The organism is Chitinophaga sp. W2I13 (assembly GCF_050434005.1).
GTDB lineage: Bacteria > Bacteroidota > Bacteroidia > Chitinophagales > Chitinophagaceae > Chitinophaga.
On record NZ_JBNPWD010000001.1, the window covers coordinates 7,567,797 to 7,584,372 of the forward strand.

At 48.8% G+C, this 16,576-nt stretch carries 13 protein-coding genes; 5 read left to right on the forward strand and 8 right to left on the reverse strand.

Going from position 1 to position 16,576, the window contains the following annotated elements; all coding sequences use genetic code 11:
* Nucleotides 1-151: 151 nt before the first annotated feature.
* The 6 genes from QFZ48_RS30790 to QFZ48_RS30815 form a co-directional block, all read right to left on the reverse strand.
* Complete coding sequence (locus QFZ48_RS30790) at nucleotides 152-1,114, reverse strand: ATP-binding protein (RefSeq protein ID WP_429065580.1); 963 nt, start codon at nucleotides 1,112-1,114, stop codon at nucleotides 152-154.
* Nucleotides 1,047-3,353: a chemotaxis protein CheB gene (locus tag QFZ48_RS30795; protein ID WP_429065296.1), complete on the reverse strand. Its 2,307-nt coding sequence runs from the start codon at nucleotides 3,351-3,353 to the stop codon at nucleotides 1,047-1,049. The genes QFZ48_RS30790 and QFZ48_RS30795 overlap by 68 nt, the downstream gene beginning before the upstream one ends.
* Nucleotides 3,354-3,474: 121 nt before the next feature.
* Nucleotides 3,475-5,187 (reverse strand): SGNH/GDSL hydrolase family protein, encoded by a 1,713-nt coding sequence (locus tag QFZ48_RS30800; protein WP_429065298.1) that lies wholly within the window; start codon nucleotides 5,185-5,187, stop codon nucleotides 3,475-3,477.
* Nucleotides 5,188-5,335: 148 nt separating this feature from the next.
* The gene (locus tag QFZ48_RS30805; protein WP_429046879.1) at nucleotides 5,336-6,250 is read right to left on the reverse strand and encodes a sugar phosphate isomerase/epimerase family protein; all 915 of its coding nucleotides are present in this window, start codon (nucleotides 6,248-6,250) and stop codon (nucleotides 5,336-5,338) included.
* Between the two features lie 34 nt (nucleotides 6,251-6,284).
* Entirely contained in the window at nucleotides 6,285-8,426 is a 2,142-nt protein-coding gene (locus QFZ48_RS30810; RefSeq protein ID WP_429065300.1) for a PQQ-binding-like beta-propeller repeat protein, read from the reverse strand.
* A gap of 134 nt (nucleotides 8,427-8,560) precedes the next feature.
* The gene (locus QFZ48_RS30815) at nucleotides 8,561-10,012 is read right to left on the reverse strand and encodes an alpha-L-fucosidase (RefSeq protein WP_429065302.1); all 1,452 of its coding nucleotides are present in this window, start codon (nucleotides 10,010-10,012) and stop codon (nucleotides 8,561-8,563) included.
* 208 nt (nucleotides 10,013-10,220) lie between these two features.
* Between QFZ48_RS30815 and QFZ48_RS30820 the strand changes: the two genes are divergently transcribed.
* The 5 genes from QFZ48_RS30820 (at nucleotide 10,221) to QFZ48_RS30840 (ending at nucleotide 14,936) form a co-directional block, all read left to right on the forward strand.
* Nucleotides 10,221-11,243 carry a sensor histidine kinase gene (locus QFZ48_RS30820; protein ID WP_429065303.1) on the forward strand — a complete coding sequence of 341 codons (1,023 nt, stop codon included), beginning with the start codon at nucleotides 10,221-10,223 and terminating at the stop codon, nucleotides 11,241-11,243.
* Nucleotides 11,240-11,932 (forward strand): LytR/AlgR family response regulator transcription factor, encoded by a 693-nt coding sequence (locus tag QFZ48_RS30825; RefSeq protein ID WP_429046873.1) that lies wholly within the window; start codon nucleotides 11,240-11,242, stop codon nucleotides 11,930-11,932. The genes QFZ48_RS30820 and QFZ48_RS30825 overlap by 4 nt, the downstream gene beginning before the upstream one ends.
* 97 nt (nucleotides 11,933-12,029) lie before the next feature.
* A complete protein-coding gene (locus QFZ48_RS30830) occupies nucleotides 12,030-14,012 on the forward strand; it encodes a TonB-dependent receptor plug domain-containing protein (RefSeq protein ID WP_429065304.1) in 1,983 nt (660 codons plus the stop codon).
* A gap of 18 nt (nucleotides 14,013-14,030) precedes the next feature.
* Nucleotides 14,031-14,666, forward strand: a complete 636-nt coding sequence (locus QFZ48_RS30835) for a hypothetical protein (protein ID WP_429046871.1) — start codon at nucleotides 14,031-14,033, stop codon at nucleotides 14,664-14,666.
* Between the two features lie 18 nt (nucleotides 14,667-14,684).
* Nucleotides 14,685-14,936, forward strand: coding sequence for a hypothetical protein (locus QFZ48_RS30840; protein WP_429046870.1), 252 nt, complete (start codon nucleotides 14,685-14,687; stop codon nucleotides 14,934-14,936).
* 36 nt (nucleotides 14,937-14,972) lie between these two features.
* Here the strand turns inward: QFZ48_RS30840 and QFZ48_RS30845 are convergent, their stop codons facing one another.
* Both QFZ48_RS30845 and QFZ48_RS30850 read right to left on the reverse strand, forming a co-directional pair.
* Nucleotides 14,973-15,788, reverse strand: coding sequence for a mechanosensitive ion channel family protein (locus QFZ48_RS30845; protein ID WP_429046869.1), 816 nt, complete (start codon nucleotides 15,786-15,788; stop codon nucleotides 14,973-14,975).
* A 46-nt stretch (nucleotides 15,789-15,834) separates the two neighbouring features.
* Nucleotides 15,835-16,575, reverse strand: coding sequence for a metallophosphoesterase family protein (locus QFZ48_RS30850; protein ID WP_429065306.1), 741 nt, complete (start codon nucleotides 16,573-16,575; stop codon nucleotides 15,835-15,837).
* Nucleotide 16,576: the final 1 nt, after the last annotated feature.

The window sequence follows — 16,576 nt, forward strand, 5'->3', positions numbered from 1 at the left end:
TCTTTGATTTTTTAATAATAATTAAGGGAGATAAGAGCGAATATATCCGCTTATATCTCCCTTAATCCTTTATAAAATCCAAAAGTAAAAATCAAACTAATCAGCAAAATCAGCGTAATCAGCGAGAAAGACAAAATTCGCTCCGATCACCTTATTTAGAATTGAAGAAGATTTTAAAGGTGCTTCCTTTGTGTAACTTGCTGTCCACCTCCGTCATCCCGCCGGAAGCATCCACAATTTTCCGGACAAGGAACAAGCCGATGCCTAACCCTTCCATTTCCGGATGCAGGCGCTTATACATATTGAAGACAGTATTGAGTTTATCCTGTTCTATCCCGATACCATTGTCTTTTACTTCCAGCAACAGGAATCCGTTTTCCTTACGGGTATTGATTTGAATTTGCAGCAGCCGGTCCGGCGACCGGAATTTAAGGGCATTGGTGAGAAGATTGTAAATAATGCTACGAAGGTTCTTCCTGGAAAACACCAGATGGCTTTCTTCCAGGTTCCTAGTAATTAAGACCCTGGCAGCCCGTACTTTGTCCTGTATACTAACAAGCACGTCATCCAGTATGGCGTTAATATCAACTTCCTGTACTTCCTTGAGTGATTCGCTTTCAATCTTTCCTACTTCCGCCAGCTCCCGCAGGTTTTCTTTAAACTTGACAATAGAAGACTGGATCATATCTGTATACCTGACAGTTTCTTTGTCCTGCATATCCAGTTTCTCTCCCAACAATTTCATCAAGCCTTCTATATTTGTAAGTGGTCCTAACAAATCATGGGAAGCTGAGTATACAAAATTGTCCAGGTCATCATTGATCCGTTGCAGGCTCAGGTTGGAACGATGTAATTCCAGCTGGGCTTTATTTAGCAGGGTAATATCGTTAAACGAAACAATGGCGCCATCCTGTGCCTGGTCCAGTTGCCGGATATAGGGCATTATCATCATCTGATACCAGTTACCGTTCAGTGATTCCACTACCTTCGACAGTACTGTACCATTTTTAATGACCAGCCGGAGGTCATCTTCCAGGGAATTATTTTTAAAGTTGACGGTAATATTCTGGATAGGTCTGCCGATATCGCCTTCCTGAAGATTGACATGTTTTATGGCGGCAGGGGAAAACTTTTTTCAGCTTCAGGTTATTGTCTACAAACAATTGCCCGTTGAGGTTACTCCTGAAATAATTATCCATATCATCGTTCAGCACAATGAGTTCCTTTATTTTCAGCTGGTAGTCGGTGTTAATCGTTTGCAACTCTTCATTTACCGACTGCATTTCTTCATTGGCACTTTGCATTTCTTCGTTGGCAGAAACCAGTTCCTCGTTGAACGACTGCATATTTTCATTGGAGGCTTCCAGCTTCTCCGTGACATCCTGCAACCGTTCGCGGGTATCTTTTAATTCTTCTTCCAGGCTTTGCAGGCCTGCATTGAGATACGTTTGTACGTCAAAAGGCTGTACGCCCTTCTTTTGTTCGTCATTGTTTTCGCTGAAAAGCACCAGCAAGAGGGAACGCTCGCCTTCCCTTGCGTGAAGCGGACGGATCGTAAGGTTAACAATCTTTGCCGGGTTGTAATCTGCCACCGGGATACCACTTACAACTACCCGCTCATTTTCCTTCCTGGCTTGCCGGGCAGCTGTTACATATACTACCCCCAGCGATTTTGGCAGCAGCTCTACCAGGTCGAAACTGAAGATCTGCTGCAACAGGAAGTGCTCTACCTTGCCCAAATATTTAACGACCTGGTTATCCTGGTCCACGCATATCCCTGCAACATTTACTTCTTCCAGCAACATTTCATTTACCTCTTCCAACATAATGCTTCTCTTACCGGCACTACCGGTTTTTTTTGATGGAATCAAAGGCGCCATACTACTATCCGCTATCATCACAGGTGTAAAAATATCGAACCTTACAGACCTGGCCGATTCCTGGTTACGGTATATTTTCCATTTCTTACTAATTTCTGTGAGATAGGACAGTAACATTCCAGGATTTTCACTGGAACCGAGGAACAGGTATCCTTTCTGATTAAGCCCGAAATGCAGCATTGAAAGCGCCTTCTTCTGCAGGGATATATTCATGTAAATGAGCAGATTGCGGCAACTGATCAGATCCATGTTACAGTAGGGCGGATTCTTTACAACATTATGCTGTGCGAAGATCAGCATTTTGCGGATCTGTTGTTTGATGCGGTAGCCATTACCTTCCCGGCTAAAATACCGCTCCAGTCTTTCTGCTGACAACTCATTCCGGATATGTTCTCCATACAAACCTTTACCGGCGAACTCCAGTGCAGGCTTATCTATATCAGTGGCAAATACTTTTACGGGAATATTCTTACCGGATTTTTCCAAGTGTTCATGTAACAGGATCGCCATGGTATAGGCTTCTTCCCCGGTGGCACATCCTGCTATCCAGATTTTTATTTCTTCCTCTTCCTTTTTCCGCTGTACAATTTCCGGCAGCACAGTTTCAGCCATTACTTCAAATGCCTCCGGATTCCTGAAGAAAGCGGATACACTGATCATAAAGCTCTGGGCCAGTGTTTCCACTTCGCCGGGGTGTGCCAGCAGGTATTGATAATAAGCTGCCACATCATCTAAAGCGAGATATACCATACGTCGCCTGATACGCCGCAGAATGGTAGTGGGCTTATATTCTGAAAAATCAAAAGGCAAACGCTCCCTGATAAGGTCAATAATAGCGATCACACTTTTATCTTCCATTGCCTGCGCTGCAGGGGGCAAAATACTTCTCTTCGCCTTGTTTACATACCGGGTGATCACGATTGGCATATCTGCCGGGGCCAGTATATGATCTGCCGCACCGGTGGCAATTGCCTCCAAAGGCATACTGCTATACTGTGCAGTATCCGGATCCTGCACTATAATTAATCCGCCTGCCCTGCTGATATTCACGATTCCTTCACTGCCATCATCACCGGAGCCTGAAAGTATGACGGCTATGATCTGATATTCGCTGTCTAATGCGAGTGAGTTGAAAAAGGTATTGATCGTTTTGTGGGGAGCTGAACTGCTATTCTTGTCTTTCAGCAACAGGCGGCCATCCTGTATGGTCATGCATTGCTGACTGGGGATCAGGTACACCTGGTTAGGCTCTACCAGCATATTATTGGCTGCCTCTGTGACCTTTAGCTGACTGTGCCGGGACAGTATTTCTGCCATCCTGCTTTTATAATCGGCAGAAAGATGTTGTATAATCACGTAAGAGGCTTGCGCCAGCGGAGTATGATCAAAAAAAGACTGCAATTCTTCCAAACCACCTGCAGAGGCGCCTATGGCAATAATAAAATGTGGTTCCTGATGATAATGAGTGCTCATGCAAAATATTTATGTCAACCTCTATCTTTATTCTGATGAGACCACCATGAAATGCCGGTTATATTCATCTAATGTAGGAAATAATAACCGGCCGTCAATTTTTATTACTTGCCGTTAAATGTTAATTGTTCTCCACTTTTAAATATCTGTTAATCAGGGCGCCTAATTTTTCATAGCCCGTTTCATTGGGATGAAGGCCGTCGCTAAACAATTGTTCTTCAATTTTTCCGCCTGGTTGAAGGAACAATTTCCCGGCATCCACATATTGAATATTCCTGCTTACGGCGCGCTTTATGATCAACTGATTGATGCGTGCTACCCGGCTTTCCATATTGCGGCGGGGCAGAATGCCCATCAGTATGATTTTAGCGGCGCCCTGTTTGGCCTGTATTTGTTGCAGCAGGTACTTAATGCCACCGGCAATTTCTTCATCGGTATTTACCTGCAGGTTGTTGGTGCCAATCATCAGTACAATATAGCGGGGAGTAATGCCATCCAGTTCGCCGTGTTGTACGCGCCACAATACATTTTCTACCCGGTCCCAGCCAAAGCCCATATTCACGGCCTGTTTAGGCTCAAAGTATTTATCCCATGAGCTGGTTCCCCGGCGCACTTTCGCCACGGGGTTGCCGCCCCAGAAATGCGTAATGGAGTTGCCCATAAACACTACTTTCGGCTGGTGTGCTTTATTCCAGGCCATCACCTCCTCATGCCTGGTTTCCCAGTCGTAGTTGGCGGCATCGCGGCGTTGCGTAATGGGCGTGGTGGTAACTGTGCTGCCGGTTTCGTCGTGAAAAATTTCACGGATCTTTTTCGCATAGGCGTTGGCGTAGTGCATCATCCCAATATCGTTGGGATGGGTGCCATCTACCATGCTTTCAATGTCCTGGCCTATTTCTTCTTTTGTGAGCAGGCTGATATTTTTAACGCCGGCTTTCAGCAGGGAGTCTCTTACTTCCCGCAGGGTGATGTTCACCTGCGTATACGTAGCTTTGCGGGTGGAATCCATTTCACCGTCGGTGTACCCGTCATGTTCCGTGAGCAGGATAGGCGTACCGGGCCGTTGCTTCTGCAAAAATGTAACGGCGTAGGTTATACGTTTTTTCAGTTCCGCACCGGCGTATTGGGCGCCGGTGAGATTAGGCAGGCAATCCAGCACAAAGAGACGGGCATCCAGTTCGGCTACCCGGTCGAGTACTTCCTTCTCCAGGCGGCCGTTGCCGGAGAACGCGAGATTGATTACGGGCGTTTCCAGCTGCCGGGAAAGGAGGTTAGTCCAGGCCATACCCGGCCGTGATGCGCAGGCGCCCTGGGCAATGGAGGTGCCGTATACCACAATGGGCGCCGCTTTCCGGACCGGCAGCGGCTTGAATATACTTTCTTCCGGTACATCTACAGATAACCATTTTACAGAATTATACAGCGGGAGATAAAGTGTGTAATCGATATTTTTTACATGGTGATCGTATTTCTTCAGGCGGGTGAACCGGTATACGATGGTATCGCGGAAGTTGTATTTCCCGGCGCACCACATCCACTCTCCATCTATGCTTTTGGCGTAGAGGTCTACCCCGCTTACGCCGGTGGCCGCCATGTGCGGCATGGCTGCGGGGCCGGAAACGGTATACTTTATCACTATTTCATCGGCATCTGTTCTGAAGCGGAGACTGAGCCCTGCACTGTTGTTCGACAAGTTCCATACCGGCGGCCGCACTTCTTTTTCGGATATTGCGGGCAGGCGGTCGTAATAGTTTTTTAGCCCGGTTTTCCATCCTTGTCCTTCCCAGTGCGTATACACTGTCGGTGGTGGCTGGCGTCCATGTTTTAAAAACACGGGGTGTTTGTCCAAAGCACATACCGGCGAACAGTAGCAGTGCAGCGGTGATGGGCATCATTTTCATCTTCATAACATACGCGAATTTTGTCTTTCTCACTGATTACGCTGATTATAGTGATTATATTTTAGTGGAGATGGGTAGCAGCTAGTAGCCCCACTTTTTCATTACGGCCAGGTCGTCGCGCACGGCATCCAGTGGCGCCTGTCCCTGGTAGGACTCCTGCTCAATAATAAAGTGTTTGGTACCACCGGATTTTTTACCGAGATCAATCACTTCTTTCACCGGTATAATACCCTTGCCCAATACGGTGCTTTCATATTTACCGCCCATTTCTCCCTTGTCTGTTTTAATTTCATCTTTGACGTGCATTAGCTCAAAGCGGCCAGGGTATTGCTTAATAATATCCAGTGCTATACCCCCGGCATGGTACATATTGCCGATATCCAGCTGTTGCGCCACCAGGGAAGGATCCGTGTTTTGCAGGATGAGGTCGAAGATCTTTTGCCCGTTCAGCTGCTGGCTGAATTCAAAATCATGGTTATGGTAGCCGAACTTCATACCTGATTTTTTACACAAAGCGCCGCTTTTATTGAATACGTCCATATAGGCTTTAAAGTCGTCGTAATTTTTACGGAGGCTTTCATCCAGCCAAGGGCTGATCACATAGTGCTGTCCTACGATGGCGGCATCTTCCACGGTATATTTCCATTCGTCGGTGAAATCATTTTTTGCTGCATCCCAATGCTGTTTGCCCATTACGGTATGTCCGCTTGGCATCAGCAGGCCGAGATCATCCAGGAGTTTTTTAAACTCTTTGGCGGAATAGCCATAAAATTTCCGCTGGCTGTACCCTGCATGTTCCACATTTTTGTATCCCATGGCGGCCAGTTGTTTGAGCGTACCCAACGGGTCTTTCTTCATATCATCACGGATAGAATATAGCTGTATGCCCAGCACGGGCTTACGTACCGTGGCTGCCAGCAGATCATTTGACAGCAATGCAGTGCCGGCGATCGCCAGGCTCCCTTTCAACAGGAAATTTCTTCTTGAAATACTCATAGTAAAAGATATTTTGAATGTTGAATGATGACTGTTAAAGGGCAAATGCCAGGTAAGTATCTCCTGATTTCTTTCCCAGCTTACCGCCACCGCAGGCGATCACCACAAATTGTTTTCCTTCCACTTCGTACACCGCAGGTGTGGCAAAGCCGCAGGCGGGCAGGTCGGTTTCCCACAGCAGCTGACCTGTTCTTTTATTAAAAGCCCTGAACTTGCTGTCGGCCGTAGCGGCAATGAACAGCAGGCCGCCGGCGGTTACCACTGGTCCTCCGTAATTTTCCGTACCACTGTGAATGCCTTTTGCTTTCAGTTCGGGGTAATCGCCCAGGGTGTCTTTCCACAGCACTTTTCCCGTGTTAAGGTCAATGGCGCTCAGTGTGCCCCAGGGCGGCATTACGGCCGGGTATCCTTCTTTCGTTAAAAATTTATTATAGCCGGTGGTGCGGTAAGGTAAATTCGTATATGCGTCTACGTTTTTCCGCGATGCAGTAAACGGTTGTTGTTGTTTCGACTTTACATCCAGTAAAAAGACGGCCAGCGCTTTTTTCTCGCTGCTGTCCAGCTGTTTGAATGCCGGCATCATTCTACGGCCGGTATTAACCAGTTGCATCAACGCCGTTTCCGTATATTTTGCCTGGATATTTAAGAGAGATGGAAAGTTACCGCCCCCTTTGCGCTCCGGTCCGTGGCACGACATACAATTGGCGGTATACAACCGTTTCCCTGCCTGGAGTTGTGTTTCGGTAGCGGAAGGATGCTCGTCTTTTGCTTCCACCATGGTGAGCACCCAGGGCATTTCGCTGGCGTTTACATACAGGATACCCGTTTCAGGATCTGCTGCCGGGCCGCCCCATTCGGCGCCGCCATCAAAGCCAGGAAAGATCACGGTGCCTTGCCTGGAGGGCGACAGGAAAATGTGGCCGGTTTTATAGGATGCCAGCCGCGCTTTGATATCGGCATAGGACGAATCCGGCACCAGGGTGTTCAGGTCCTTCTCCGACAGCGACTGCCGCACAAATGGTTTAAAAAAGGTGGGCATGGGCTGCGTGGGCGATGCCCATTCCCCGGGTAAGGTGGTATCGGCCGGTATAGGCGTTTCCGTTACGGGGTATAGCGGCTGGCCGGTGCGACGGTCCAGCAGGAAAATGAATCCCGTTTTCGTCACCTGTACCACTGCTTCCACCTGCTGCCCGTCTTTTTTCACGGTTATCAGCATGGGCGCCGTAGGCAGGTCCCTGTCCCACAGGTCGTGATGCACTGTTTGAAAATGCCAGATCCTTTTGCCAGTGGCTGCATCCAGTGCCAGCACGCAATTGGCGAAAAGGTTGTTGCCGGGTCTTTTGCCGCCGTAAAAATCATCTGTGGCAGATCCCACCGGTGCATACACGATGCCTTTCTCTTCATCCAGACTGAATCCTGCCCAGGAGTTGGCCCCGCCGGTATGTTGCCAGGCGTCTTTGTCGTTCCACGAATCATAGCCTTCTTCTCCCGGTTGCGGGATGGTATGGAAAATCCATTTCAACCGGCCGTTGTGCACATCGTAAGCGCGGATGTAGCCCGGAGCTGCGCCAGCGGCTTCTCCCACGCGGGTGCCTACGATCAGCAGGTTTTTATAGATGATGCCCGGTGTGGTGGATGTGATATCCAGTTGATCCATGTTACGGCCCATATCGCGGTGAAGATCCACATACCCGCTGTCGCCAAAGGCCTTAACAGGCACGCCGCTTTGGGCATCTATACAATACAGCCGGCCGCCGGCCGTATAAAAAATGCGTTGTTCTTTGCCCCCGTTTTCATAATAGGTAATGCCCCTGCAGGGATTAAACTGGAAAGCGTTCTTTTCGCTGGCCTTTACAGGGTCAAATGTCCAGTACAACTTTCCTGTAGCTGCTTGCACGGCAAATAGTTTCAGCTGTGGGGAAACACCGTACAGCCGTTCTCCCACCACTATGGGGTTCACCTGGATCTGCGTACGTTCTGCGGTGTCGCCGGTACGGTATGCCCAGGCGATCTTTAATTGTGATACATTGCTGGTATCCAATTCCGTTAAGGCGCTGTAGTGAATGTTTTCCTTACTGCCGCCGTATACCTGCCAGGTGCGGTGAGCAGTGTTTTTCGAGGTGCAGGATAGTAATAACGTGGAAACTATCAACCCATAACTGAATTTCAGGAGCATCGGAAAGAAAGTGATTTTCTGTTCCTTTAAAAATATACTTTTTAAAATTATTTTTTAATAAAACTACGGCAATGGTAAAAATAACAAAGAGAAGGCAGGGCGCCTTCTCTTTGTTATTCCGTATGTTATTAATATTATCCTTTCATTTTCACTACCAGCAGGCCATCCGGCACATCGCCGGGGCGGAGCCCCGAGAGGTCTACCAGGCAGTCCTTTCCCTTCTGCTGCCACCTGATGGCTTTGGTGCTGCCAAGCACAGTGGCCACAGCGCCTTTTGCCGGCGTATAATCGCGGATCACCACCTGCTGACGGTAAGAGGGCACAAAGCAATACAAAGCGCCCGGCTTCTGGGTGAAGAACAATTCCACGTTGGCATGCTGATCTGATTTTTTCACCAGCTGTGAAATGTTGTAACCAGACATATAGCTGGCTTCCTTCGTTTCGGGGCGTTTACCGGTGCTCCACTGCTGGCTTACCTTCCAGGGTTTGGAGTCGTAGATGGCCTCCCCGTTTACTTCCAGCCATTTGCCGATGTCCAGCAGCTTTTGCTGCATGATCACGGGAATACGGCCATCTGCAGTGGGTCCGATGTCCAGCAGGAGGTTACCACCCCGGGATACGATATCTACCAGCATCAGTACCAGGTCCGCGCTTTTCTTGTAGTCGTCCGCGGTTTCCATACGGTTATAGCCATACGATTGCCCGATACCCTGGCTCTCTTCCCAGATAACGCCGGGCTGCATGCCGCTGCCATACTCAGAAGTAAGATAGGTAGCGCCGTTGTTTTTACCACGGGTATTACTGCCCCAGCGGTCATCCACCACTACTTCATTTTTTACCGGCGATTCATTAAACAGCCAGGCCAGCAGCGAGGGGCTTTGCCAGGCCGTATCGGTCAGTTCCCATTCTCCATCCGAAAATATAACAGAAGGTTTGTAACGGGTAACCAGGTCTTTGAACTGCGGCGTCATTACTTCCTTTACATACCGTTGTTTATCTTTTAACCAGAGCGGGTTAAACCATTCGTACAGGGAATAATAGTAGCCCATCTTCAGCCCTTCCTTGCGCACAGCGTCCGTGAGATCGCCCAGCAAATCGCGTTTAGGCGTTCCCGTAACAGCGTTCCAGGAATGCCCCCAGGATTCGTTTGCCTGTTTGTTGTCCCACAGGCAATAGCCTTCATGATGCTTGGAAGTAAGCACTACGTATTTAGCGCCGGAGCGGCGGAATATTGAGGCCCACTGCTGCGGGTTATACAGCGAAGCGGTGAACTGGCTTTCAAAATTTTCATAAGGTGCATCCTTTCCGTAATTCTTATCATGAAAAGCCTGTACCTGCTGATGGGAACCTTCTTTACTGCCTCTCAGATTATACCAGTACCATTCGGAATAACCACCGGGGCCTACCACGGCATAAGACGGCACTGCATACACACCCCAGTGAATAAAGATGCCGAACTTGGCATTGCTGAACCAGGCAGGAATGCCCCGCTTGTTGAGGGAATTCCAGTTAGCTTCATATTGCTGGGCAAAAACCAGGGAGGCGCTCATCAGCAAAATGAGCATCCCGATACCGCGTTTTATCATAACAGGAAATTTAGATCTTAATGGCCATCAAAATTAATCAATGCATTCAGCTATAATAATGGTATTTTCTCTGAATATGATAAATACTTCCCTGTCGCGCTGCCTGCCGGTGTTGTCTGCACATTTACCCCGGACGTCTATTCTTCCTTAATGAACGCCGTTAATGCGGCTAGCTTTATAAAAATCAGTAGCTTTATCCGGACAGCAGATGAAAAAAAATATCTCCCTGAAAAAAATTACGATCGCGCTGCATATAGTGATATGGAGCGTAATACTGTTGTTGCCCTATATCGTTTCCAGTGCAGCGAATGGCTACCGGATAGGCAGCTTGCCTGGCTTGTTCTTTACCCTTTCCGGTATTATCCATATGGCCATCTTTTATATCCATGCCCTGGTGCTGTATCCCAGGCTGTGGAACAGGCGGTATTGGTGGCTTTATTTTCCTGCGGTTATACTGCTGATAGGACTGTCGTTCCCATTAAAATATACGATCATGGCGCATTGGTTCCCGGATGTTGCGCGGGACCTGGCAGCGTATAAATTTGTGTTCGGCCCGTCGGTGGCGGTATATTTTATCAGCCTGGTATACTGCCGTGTAACGGATATGCTGCGCGCAGAAAGACGGCAGAAGGAGCAACAGGCGGAGCAACTCAGTTCGGAACTGAAATTCCTGCGTTCACAGGTGAGTCCGCATTTCCTGTTTAATGTGCTAACCAACCTGGTATCGCTGGCCAGGAAAAAATCCGACCAGCTGGAACCGGCGCTTCTCATGCTATCCGACCTGATGCGTTATATGCTGTATGATACCGGAAAAAAAGTGCTGCTTTCCGAGGAGATCCTGTACCTCAACAGTTACATTGCCCTGCAAAAGCTGCGCTTCGGCAACGAAGTGGCCATTAACGTGAAAATGGCCGCCAGTCAGGCTGCCGGCAACTACACCATAGAACCCATGCTGCTGATTCCATTTGTGGAAAACGCTTTCAAGCACGGTACCGGCTATACGTCGCATCCTGCTATTGATATACAGCTGGCCATGAAAGAAGATGTACTTATCTTTGAAGTACTGAATGAATACGATAACGATCCCAATGCCAGCAAAGACGAAAACTCTGGTATTGGTTTGGCAAATGTAAAAACAAGACTGCAACTGCTGTACCCCCGACGGCATCAGTTGCAGATCAGGGACGAACCACCGCTGTTTCATATTACCCTAACACTGAAGCTCACATGATACGTTGTATAGCCGTAGATGATGAACAACTGGTAAGGGAATTGCTGGAAGATAATATCCGGCAGGTGCCCTTCCTGCAACTGGTAAAAACCTGCCGCAATGCCATGGAAGCACTGGAGGTATTACAGCAGGAGCCCATTGACCTTATTTTCCTGGACATACAAATGCCCCGGCTGAATGGCCTGCAGCTATTGCAATCGCTGCAGCAACCTCCCATGGTGATTCTTGTTACCGCCTATGAAGAATACGCACTGCAAGGATTTAACCTCCAGGTAGTAGACTACCTGCTTAAACCATTCTCCTTTGAACGTTTTCTGAAAGCGTGTAACCGTGCCAGTGAGTTGTTCCGCCTGAAAAGGCCGGCGATTGCAGAAGACCATTCCTTTTTTGTAAACGTGGAATATACCCAGGTAAAGATCCTCACTGCCGACATTACCTATATAGAAGGATTAAAAGATTATATCAAGATCCACCTGTCCGGTACGGCCAAACCCGTGCTCACCCGCATGACCATGAAAGCGATGGAGGAAAAACTTCCTGCCGGCGCTTTTATCCGCACGCATAAATCCTACCTTGTGGCCGTGAAGAAAATCACTACAGTGAAACGCGACCTCGTATGCATCGGCAATATTGAAATACCGGTGAGTGAATTCTATAAAGAGAACGTCACCCGGATGCTGCAATCCTGAACCGTTCCTGTTTTGTCGCTACACTTTCCCTTCCCGTCTACTCTCCAAAATAACAGTCACTCATCCCGGTAGCTTTGCGGTTATAATACTAACCGTCATGAAAACAGGGTTATTTTTCATCGCACTCCTTCCCTTTGCCGCCTACGCGCAGAGCAAACAGGACACCACTATAAAAAGTAAACGTCCCCTGCAGGAAGTAGTAGTAAGCGCCGGCAGCTTTGAAGCCAGCGACCGCGCCAAAGGCGCCTCGCTCACCCCTATCGACGCCGTAACGGTGGCCGGCAGTAATGCTGATATTGCACAGGCGCTGCGCTCCCTGCCCGGCGCCCAGCAGATCGGTGAACAATCAGGACTTTTTGTGCGCGGTGGCACCGGTGATGAAACGCGGCAGTTCATCGACGGTACCCTGCTCAAAACACCCAACTACCCCGCTGTTCCCGGCGTGCCGCAGTATGCCCGCATCAACCCCTTCCTGTTCAAAGGCATCCTGTTCAGCTCAGGAGGATACTCCGCTTTATACGGCTCCGCCATGAGCAGCGCGCTCATTATGGAAAGCACCGACCTGCCGGAAAAAACGTCCGCCAGCTTCAGCGTATTCCCCGCCAACCTGGGCGCCGGTTTCCAGCACCTGGCCCAGGATAATAAAAGCAGTTATGGCGTGAACCTGAATTACAGCAATCAATCGCTGTACAACAGCGTAGTGCCGCAGGTACCTGATTATTTCGCAGGACCGGCATATGCAGATGGCAACTTCAACTTCAGGATACGTACCGGCAAAACAGGTATGCTCAAACTGTACAGCAACTGGAGCTGCAGTAATGTGGGTATGCGCAAACCAGACATCGACAGTGCCGTGCTCAATGCAGGGTACCAGGTGCGCGGCTGGAACAGCTACAATAATCTCAGCTTCCGCAGCTACCTGGACAACAACTGGAAGATGGACCTCGGCGCCGTGTACAACTACAACCGCGAAGCTACGGCCAACAGCCTCACGGATGCAAAAGGTAATACCGCTGTTTCATCTCTCCCTTATAAAACAGGCAGCCACACCATCCGCACTGATTTTGCGCAGGCCAGGGTTGTATTCACCCGCTTCTTTTCCAAAGGACAAGCGCTGCGCTTTGGCGCTGAACATTTTTATACCTGCGATAAAGGCTTCTCCAACGACAGCGCTATTGCCTTAACGGATCACCTGTCGGCCGCTTTTGCCGAAGGCGATATTTACCTCGCCCCCAACCTCGCCGCCAAAGCCGGTGTACGCATGGAATATGCTACCGTGCTCCGCAAGCTGGTGGCAGCGCCCAGGATAAGCCTTGCTTACCGCCTCCCTGATGCCAGCCAGTTTAACCTGGCCTATGGCATCTTTTACCAGGAGCCGGCCAACGAATTTCTTTACCAGTTCCGTGATCTCAATTTTTCCAGCGCTACCCACTATGTGCTGAACTACACCCAAAAAGCCAACAACCGTTTCTTCCGGGCAGAGTTGTATTATAAAAAATACCGCAACCTGGTTAAAATAATACCCGCATTGAGCAATAACGGGAACGGCTATGCGCAGGGAGTTGAACTTTTCTGGCGGGATAAAAAAAGTATCAAAGACCTGGACTATTGGATAACGTATACCTACCTGGATACCAAACGTAACTATCTTGATTATCCTTATGCCCTCCGGCCTTCCTTCACGGCGCCGCATACCACCACGGTGGCTGTTAAAAAGTTTTTCCGGGAGATCAGCACCAACGTGAATGTTTCCTGGGCGCTGGCAGCAGGACGGCCCTACTATAATATCAGTACCCACGGTATTACGGACCAGGGCACCACTAAGGCATATAACATCGCCAACCTGCACGTGGCTTACCTCTGCTCCTTCTTTAAAAACCGGAAGTGGAAAGACTTCTCCGGCTTTGCGATGGGGGTTAACAACCTCTTTGGAACCAAACAGGTGTTCGGTTATCAATACAGTGCAAACGGGCAATTCAGGGAGCCGGTAACGCTGCCGGCTACACGTGGTTATTTCATCGGCGTATTTATGAGTTTCGGTATAGACCGTACCGACGACTTTCTTAATAATAATTTATAAAACACTAAACACATCAACATGAAAAAGTTATTTATCTGCACCCTTATGTTAGTATCAGGCTACAGCAGCATGGCGCAATCCAATGCATTACAGCAAGCCGTTAACCAACTGGACCAGGCCCAAACGGTGAAAGATTATGCGGCGCTGGAGAAAACATTTTCCGGTATCAGCGAACAACCGGCCTGGCTGCCGCCCTACTATGCGGCGCTGTGTAATGCAAAGACCGGCTTCCTCTTGCAGGACGACGGCGAAAAGATAGAACCCTTCGCCGACCGCGGGGAAGCAATGGCGCAAAAAGCGCTCTCCTTGCTGGACAGCACTAAGCAGAAAAAAGAACTGGCGGAAGTATACACCGTACTAAGTATGGTATACCGTACCAGGGTGTTCATCAATCCGATGACCTACGGCCGTAAATACGGCGTACTGTCCGGACAGATGCTTCAGAAAGCGCTGGCATTGGACCCTGGTAATCCACGCGCATTGTATGTGGCGGCGTGGGTAAAATACTATACGCCGAAAATGTGGGGCGGCGACAAGGAACAGGCAAAAAAACTGGCTACAGAAAGCCTGCAAAAGCTGGGCAACCCCGGCACAGATGTGTACCCGCACTGGGGCCGGACAGACGATCAGCAATTGCTGGGTAAAATTAAATAACCTTTAAAAAGAATGATTATGGGATTTGGAATTGTTATTGTGCTGCGTGTGCTGTTTGCGGCCAGCATGGTATTTATTATCGGTTATGTTTTTGGCGGATTTTCAAAAAAACCGGCCCTTCGCACTATCACTAAAGTAGCTTCCATACTGGTGATTGTATTATTTATTGCGGCCAATGTGCTGCTCACCCGGATGGCTATACGTCATTGGAATAATGATCCCGGGTGCCACCGCGGGCATGAGGAAAGAACAACCATTGTACGTCCGTAAAAACCAGCAGGACCGGCCATAGCAGCCGGTCCTTTTTTACATCAAACCTGCCGCTTTTAACGACGTGGTTACCTTTGTGATCAGTTCATGGGTAGTGCGTTCATACGCATCATCCGATTCGTTGCTCACCCAGCAACTCAGGATCACTTTCACCGCGCCTCCATCGATGCCGCTATACCAAACTGTTTTGGGTTTATCCGGCACTACGGCTTTCATCTGCACTACAATATCTGTCATGATCTTTTCCGCCTCCTTCAGTTTATCCGACAATGGAATAGAGAAGGTGAGTGCAATGCGCCGCAGTGGTGTGAGTGAATGATTGATAATAGGTTTCTGGAAAATTTCCTTATTCGGAATAATGACATGCAGGCCATCTGCGGTGATCATGGTAGTGGATCTTAGCTGGATGGCATCTACCCTGCCGGTAAAACCGTTGGTTTCAATAATATGACCTACCTCAAACGGCTTTTTGAAAGTGATAAAAATACCGGAAATAAAATTGGCGGTCAGGTCCTGGAAAGCAAAGCCAAGTGCCAGTCCGATAATACCAGCGCCTGCCAGCAATGAGGTAACGGCTTTATCCAACCGCAATACATTCAGCGAAATAAATAAGCCCAGCAATAAAAACAGGATATAGAATAAGCTGGATACCAGGTTGGAGATGGCGGGTGTTTCAGACAACCGTTGCGAAAACCGGTAGGTGATTTTACGGGTAAAACGCGCCAGCAATAAAAACAGCGTAAAGATGATCACCGCCAGTATAAAATTGGGCGTCATTTTAACCGCGGTAATAAACCAGTTATGCAGTTTATCAAAGATCAGCTGACTGTAGCTGGTAAATTGTTCGTTCATACACTATAGAATAAAATGCACAATACCTGTAAATATCTCTACAAACCTATGCTTCATATAAAAAAAAGGCGGGTGAATAACCGGCCTCAGACAGAATGGGTTTCGCTACATTAAACACTTTCAGGCCGTTGATCTGGCCTTCGAGCTTCCCCACATGGGCATGCCCATGGAAGGCCGCCACTACCTTACGTCTTGTTAAGGGTTCTGCCAGGCGGGAGCAGCCCAGGAATGGGTAGATCTCCTGTGATTCTCCCACTACCGTTTCCAATACAGGAGAATAATGCATCAGTGCAATTTTCCGGATATCGGGATGTTCCTGGTCCAGCCGCGCCAGCGCCCTGTCGAGCCGCAAAGCCTCATCCACCCCCGTTTGCACGAAAGCTTTCATTTCATCTTCTCCGAACATAGAGAGCATATGACCATCGAATCCACCGCCGAAACCCTTTACGCCGGCAAATCCTATCCCGTTGATGATCGTGCATTCGCCATCCAGGATATGTACATCGTGGGTTTCCTGGATGATTTGCCGGATCAGTTTGTGCCGCCCTTTCTCGTAGTCATGATTGCCTAATACGGCTACAACGGGGATCGTGCAGGCAGCCAGTTCTCCGGCCAATACCTGTGCTTCTGATTCATCACCGGTATCGGTCAGATCGCCCGCAATGAGCAATACATCTGCCTTAGCGGAGATGGCTTTGAAATAATCCGTCCACTTCCCTTTGTCGTTGACGCCTATATGCAGGTCGCCTACCGCTGCTATCCTCGTTGGTTGTGTAGCTGCTGCCATA

Bases quoted from the DNA above. Each gene is read 5' to 3' on its own strand.
- QFZ48_RS30795 (WP_429065296.1), bottom strand. From the start codon at position 3,353: ATGAGCACTCATTATCATCAGGAACCACATTTTATTATTGCCATAGGC.
- QFZ48_RS30805 (WP_429046879.1), bottom strand. From the start codon at position 6,250: ATGAGTATTTCAAGAAGAAATTTCCTGTTGAAAGGGAGCCTGGCGATC.
- QFZ48_RS30810 (WP_429065300.1), bottom strand. From the start codon at position 8,426: ATGCTCCTGAAATTCAGTTATGGGTTGATAGTTTCCACGTTATTACTA.
- QFZ48_RS30815 (WP_429065302.1), bottom strand. From the start codon at position 10,012: ATGATAAAACGCGGTATCGGGATGCTCATTTTGCTGATGAGCGCCTCC.
- QFZ48_RS30820 (WP_429065303.1), top strand. From the start codon at position 10,221: ATGAAAAAAAATATCTCCCTGAAAAAAATTACGATCGCGCTGCATATA.
- QFZ48_RS30825 (WP_429046873.1), top strand. From the start codon at position 11,240: ATGATACGTTGTATAGCCGTAGATGATGAACAACTGGTAAGGGAATTG.
- QFZ48_RS30830 (WP_429065304.1), top strand. From the start codon at position 12,030: ATGAAAACAGGGTTATTTTTCATCGCACTCCTTCCCTTTGCCGCCTAC.
- QFZ48_RS30835 (WP_429046871.1), top strand. From the start codon at position 14,031: ATGAAAAAGTTATTTATCTGCACCCTTATGTTAGTATCAGGCTACAGC.
- QFZ48_RS30840 (WP_429046870.1), top strand. From the start codon at position 14,685: ATGGGATTTGGAATTGTTATTGTGCTGCGTGTGCTGTTTGCGGCCAGC.
- QFZ48_RS30845 (WP_429046869.1), bottom strand. From the start codon at position 15,788: ATGAACGAACAATTTACCAGCTACAGTCAGCTGATCTTTGATAAACTG.
- QFZ48_RS30850 (WP_429065306.1), bottom strand. From the start codon at position 16,575: ATGGCAGCAGCTACACAACCAACGAGGATAGCAGCGGTAGGCGACCTG.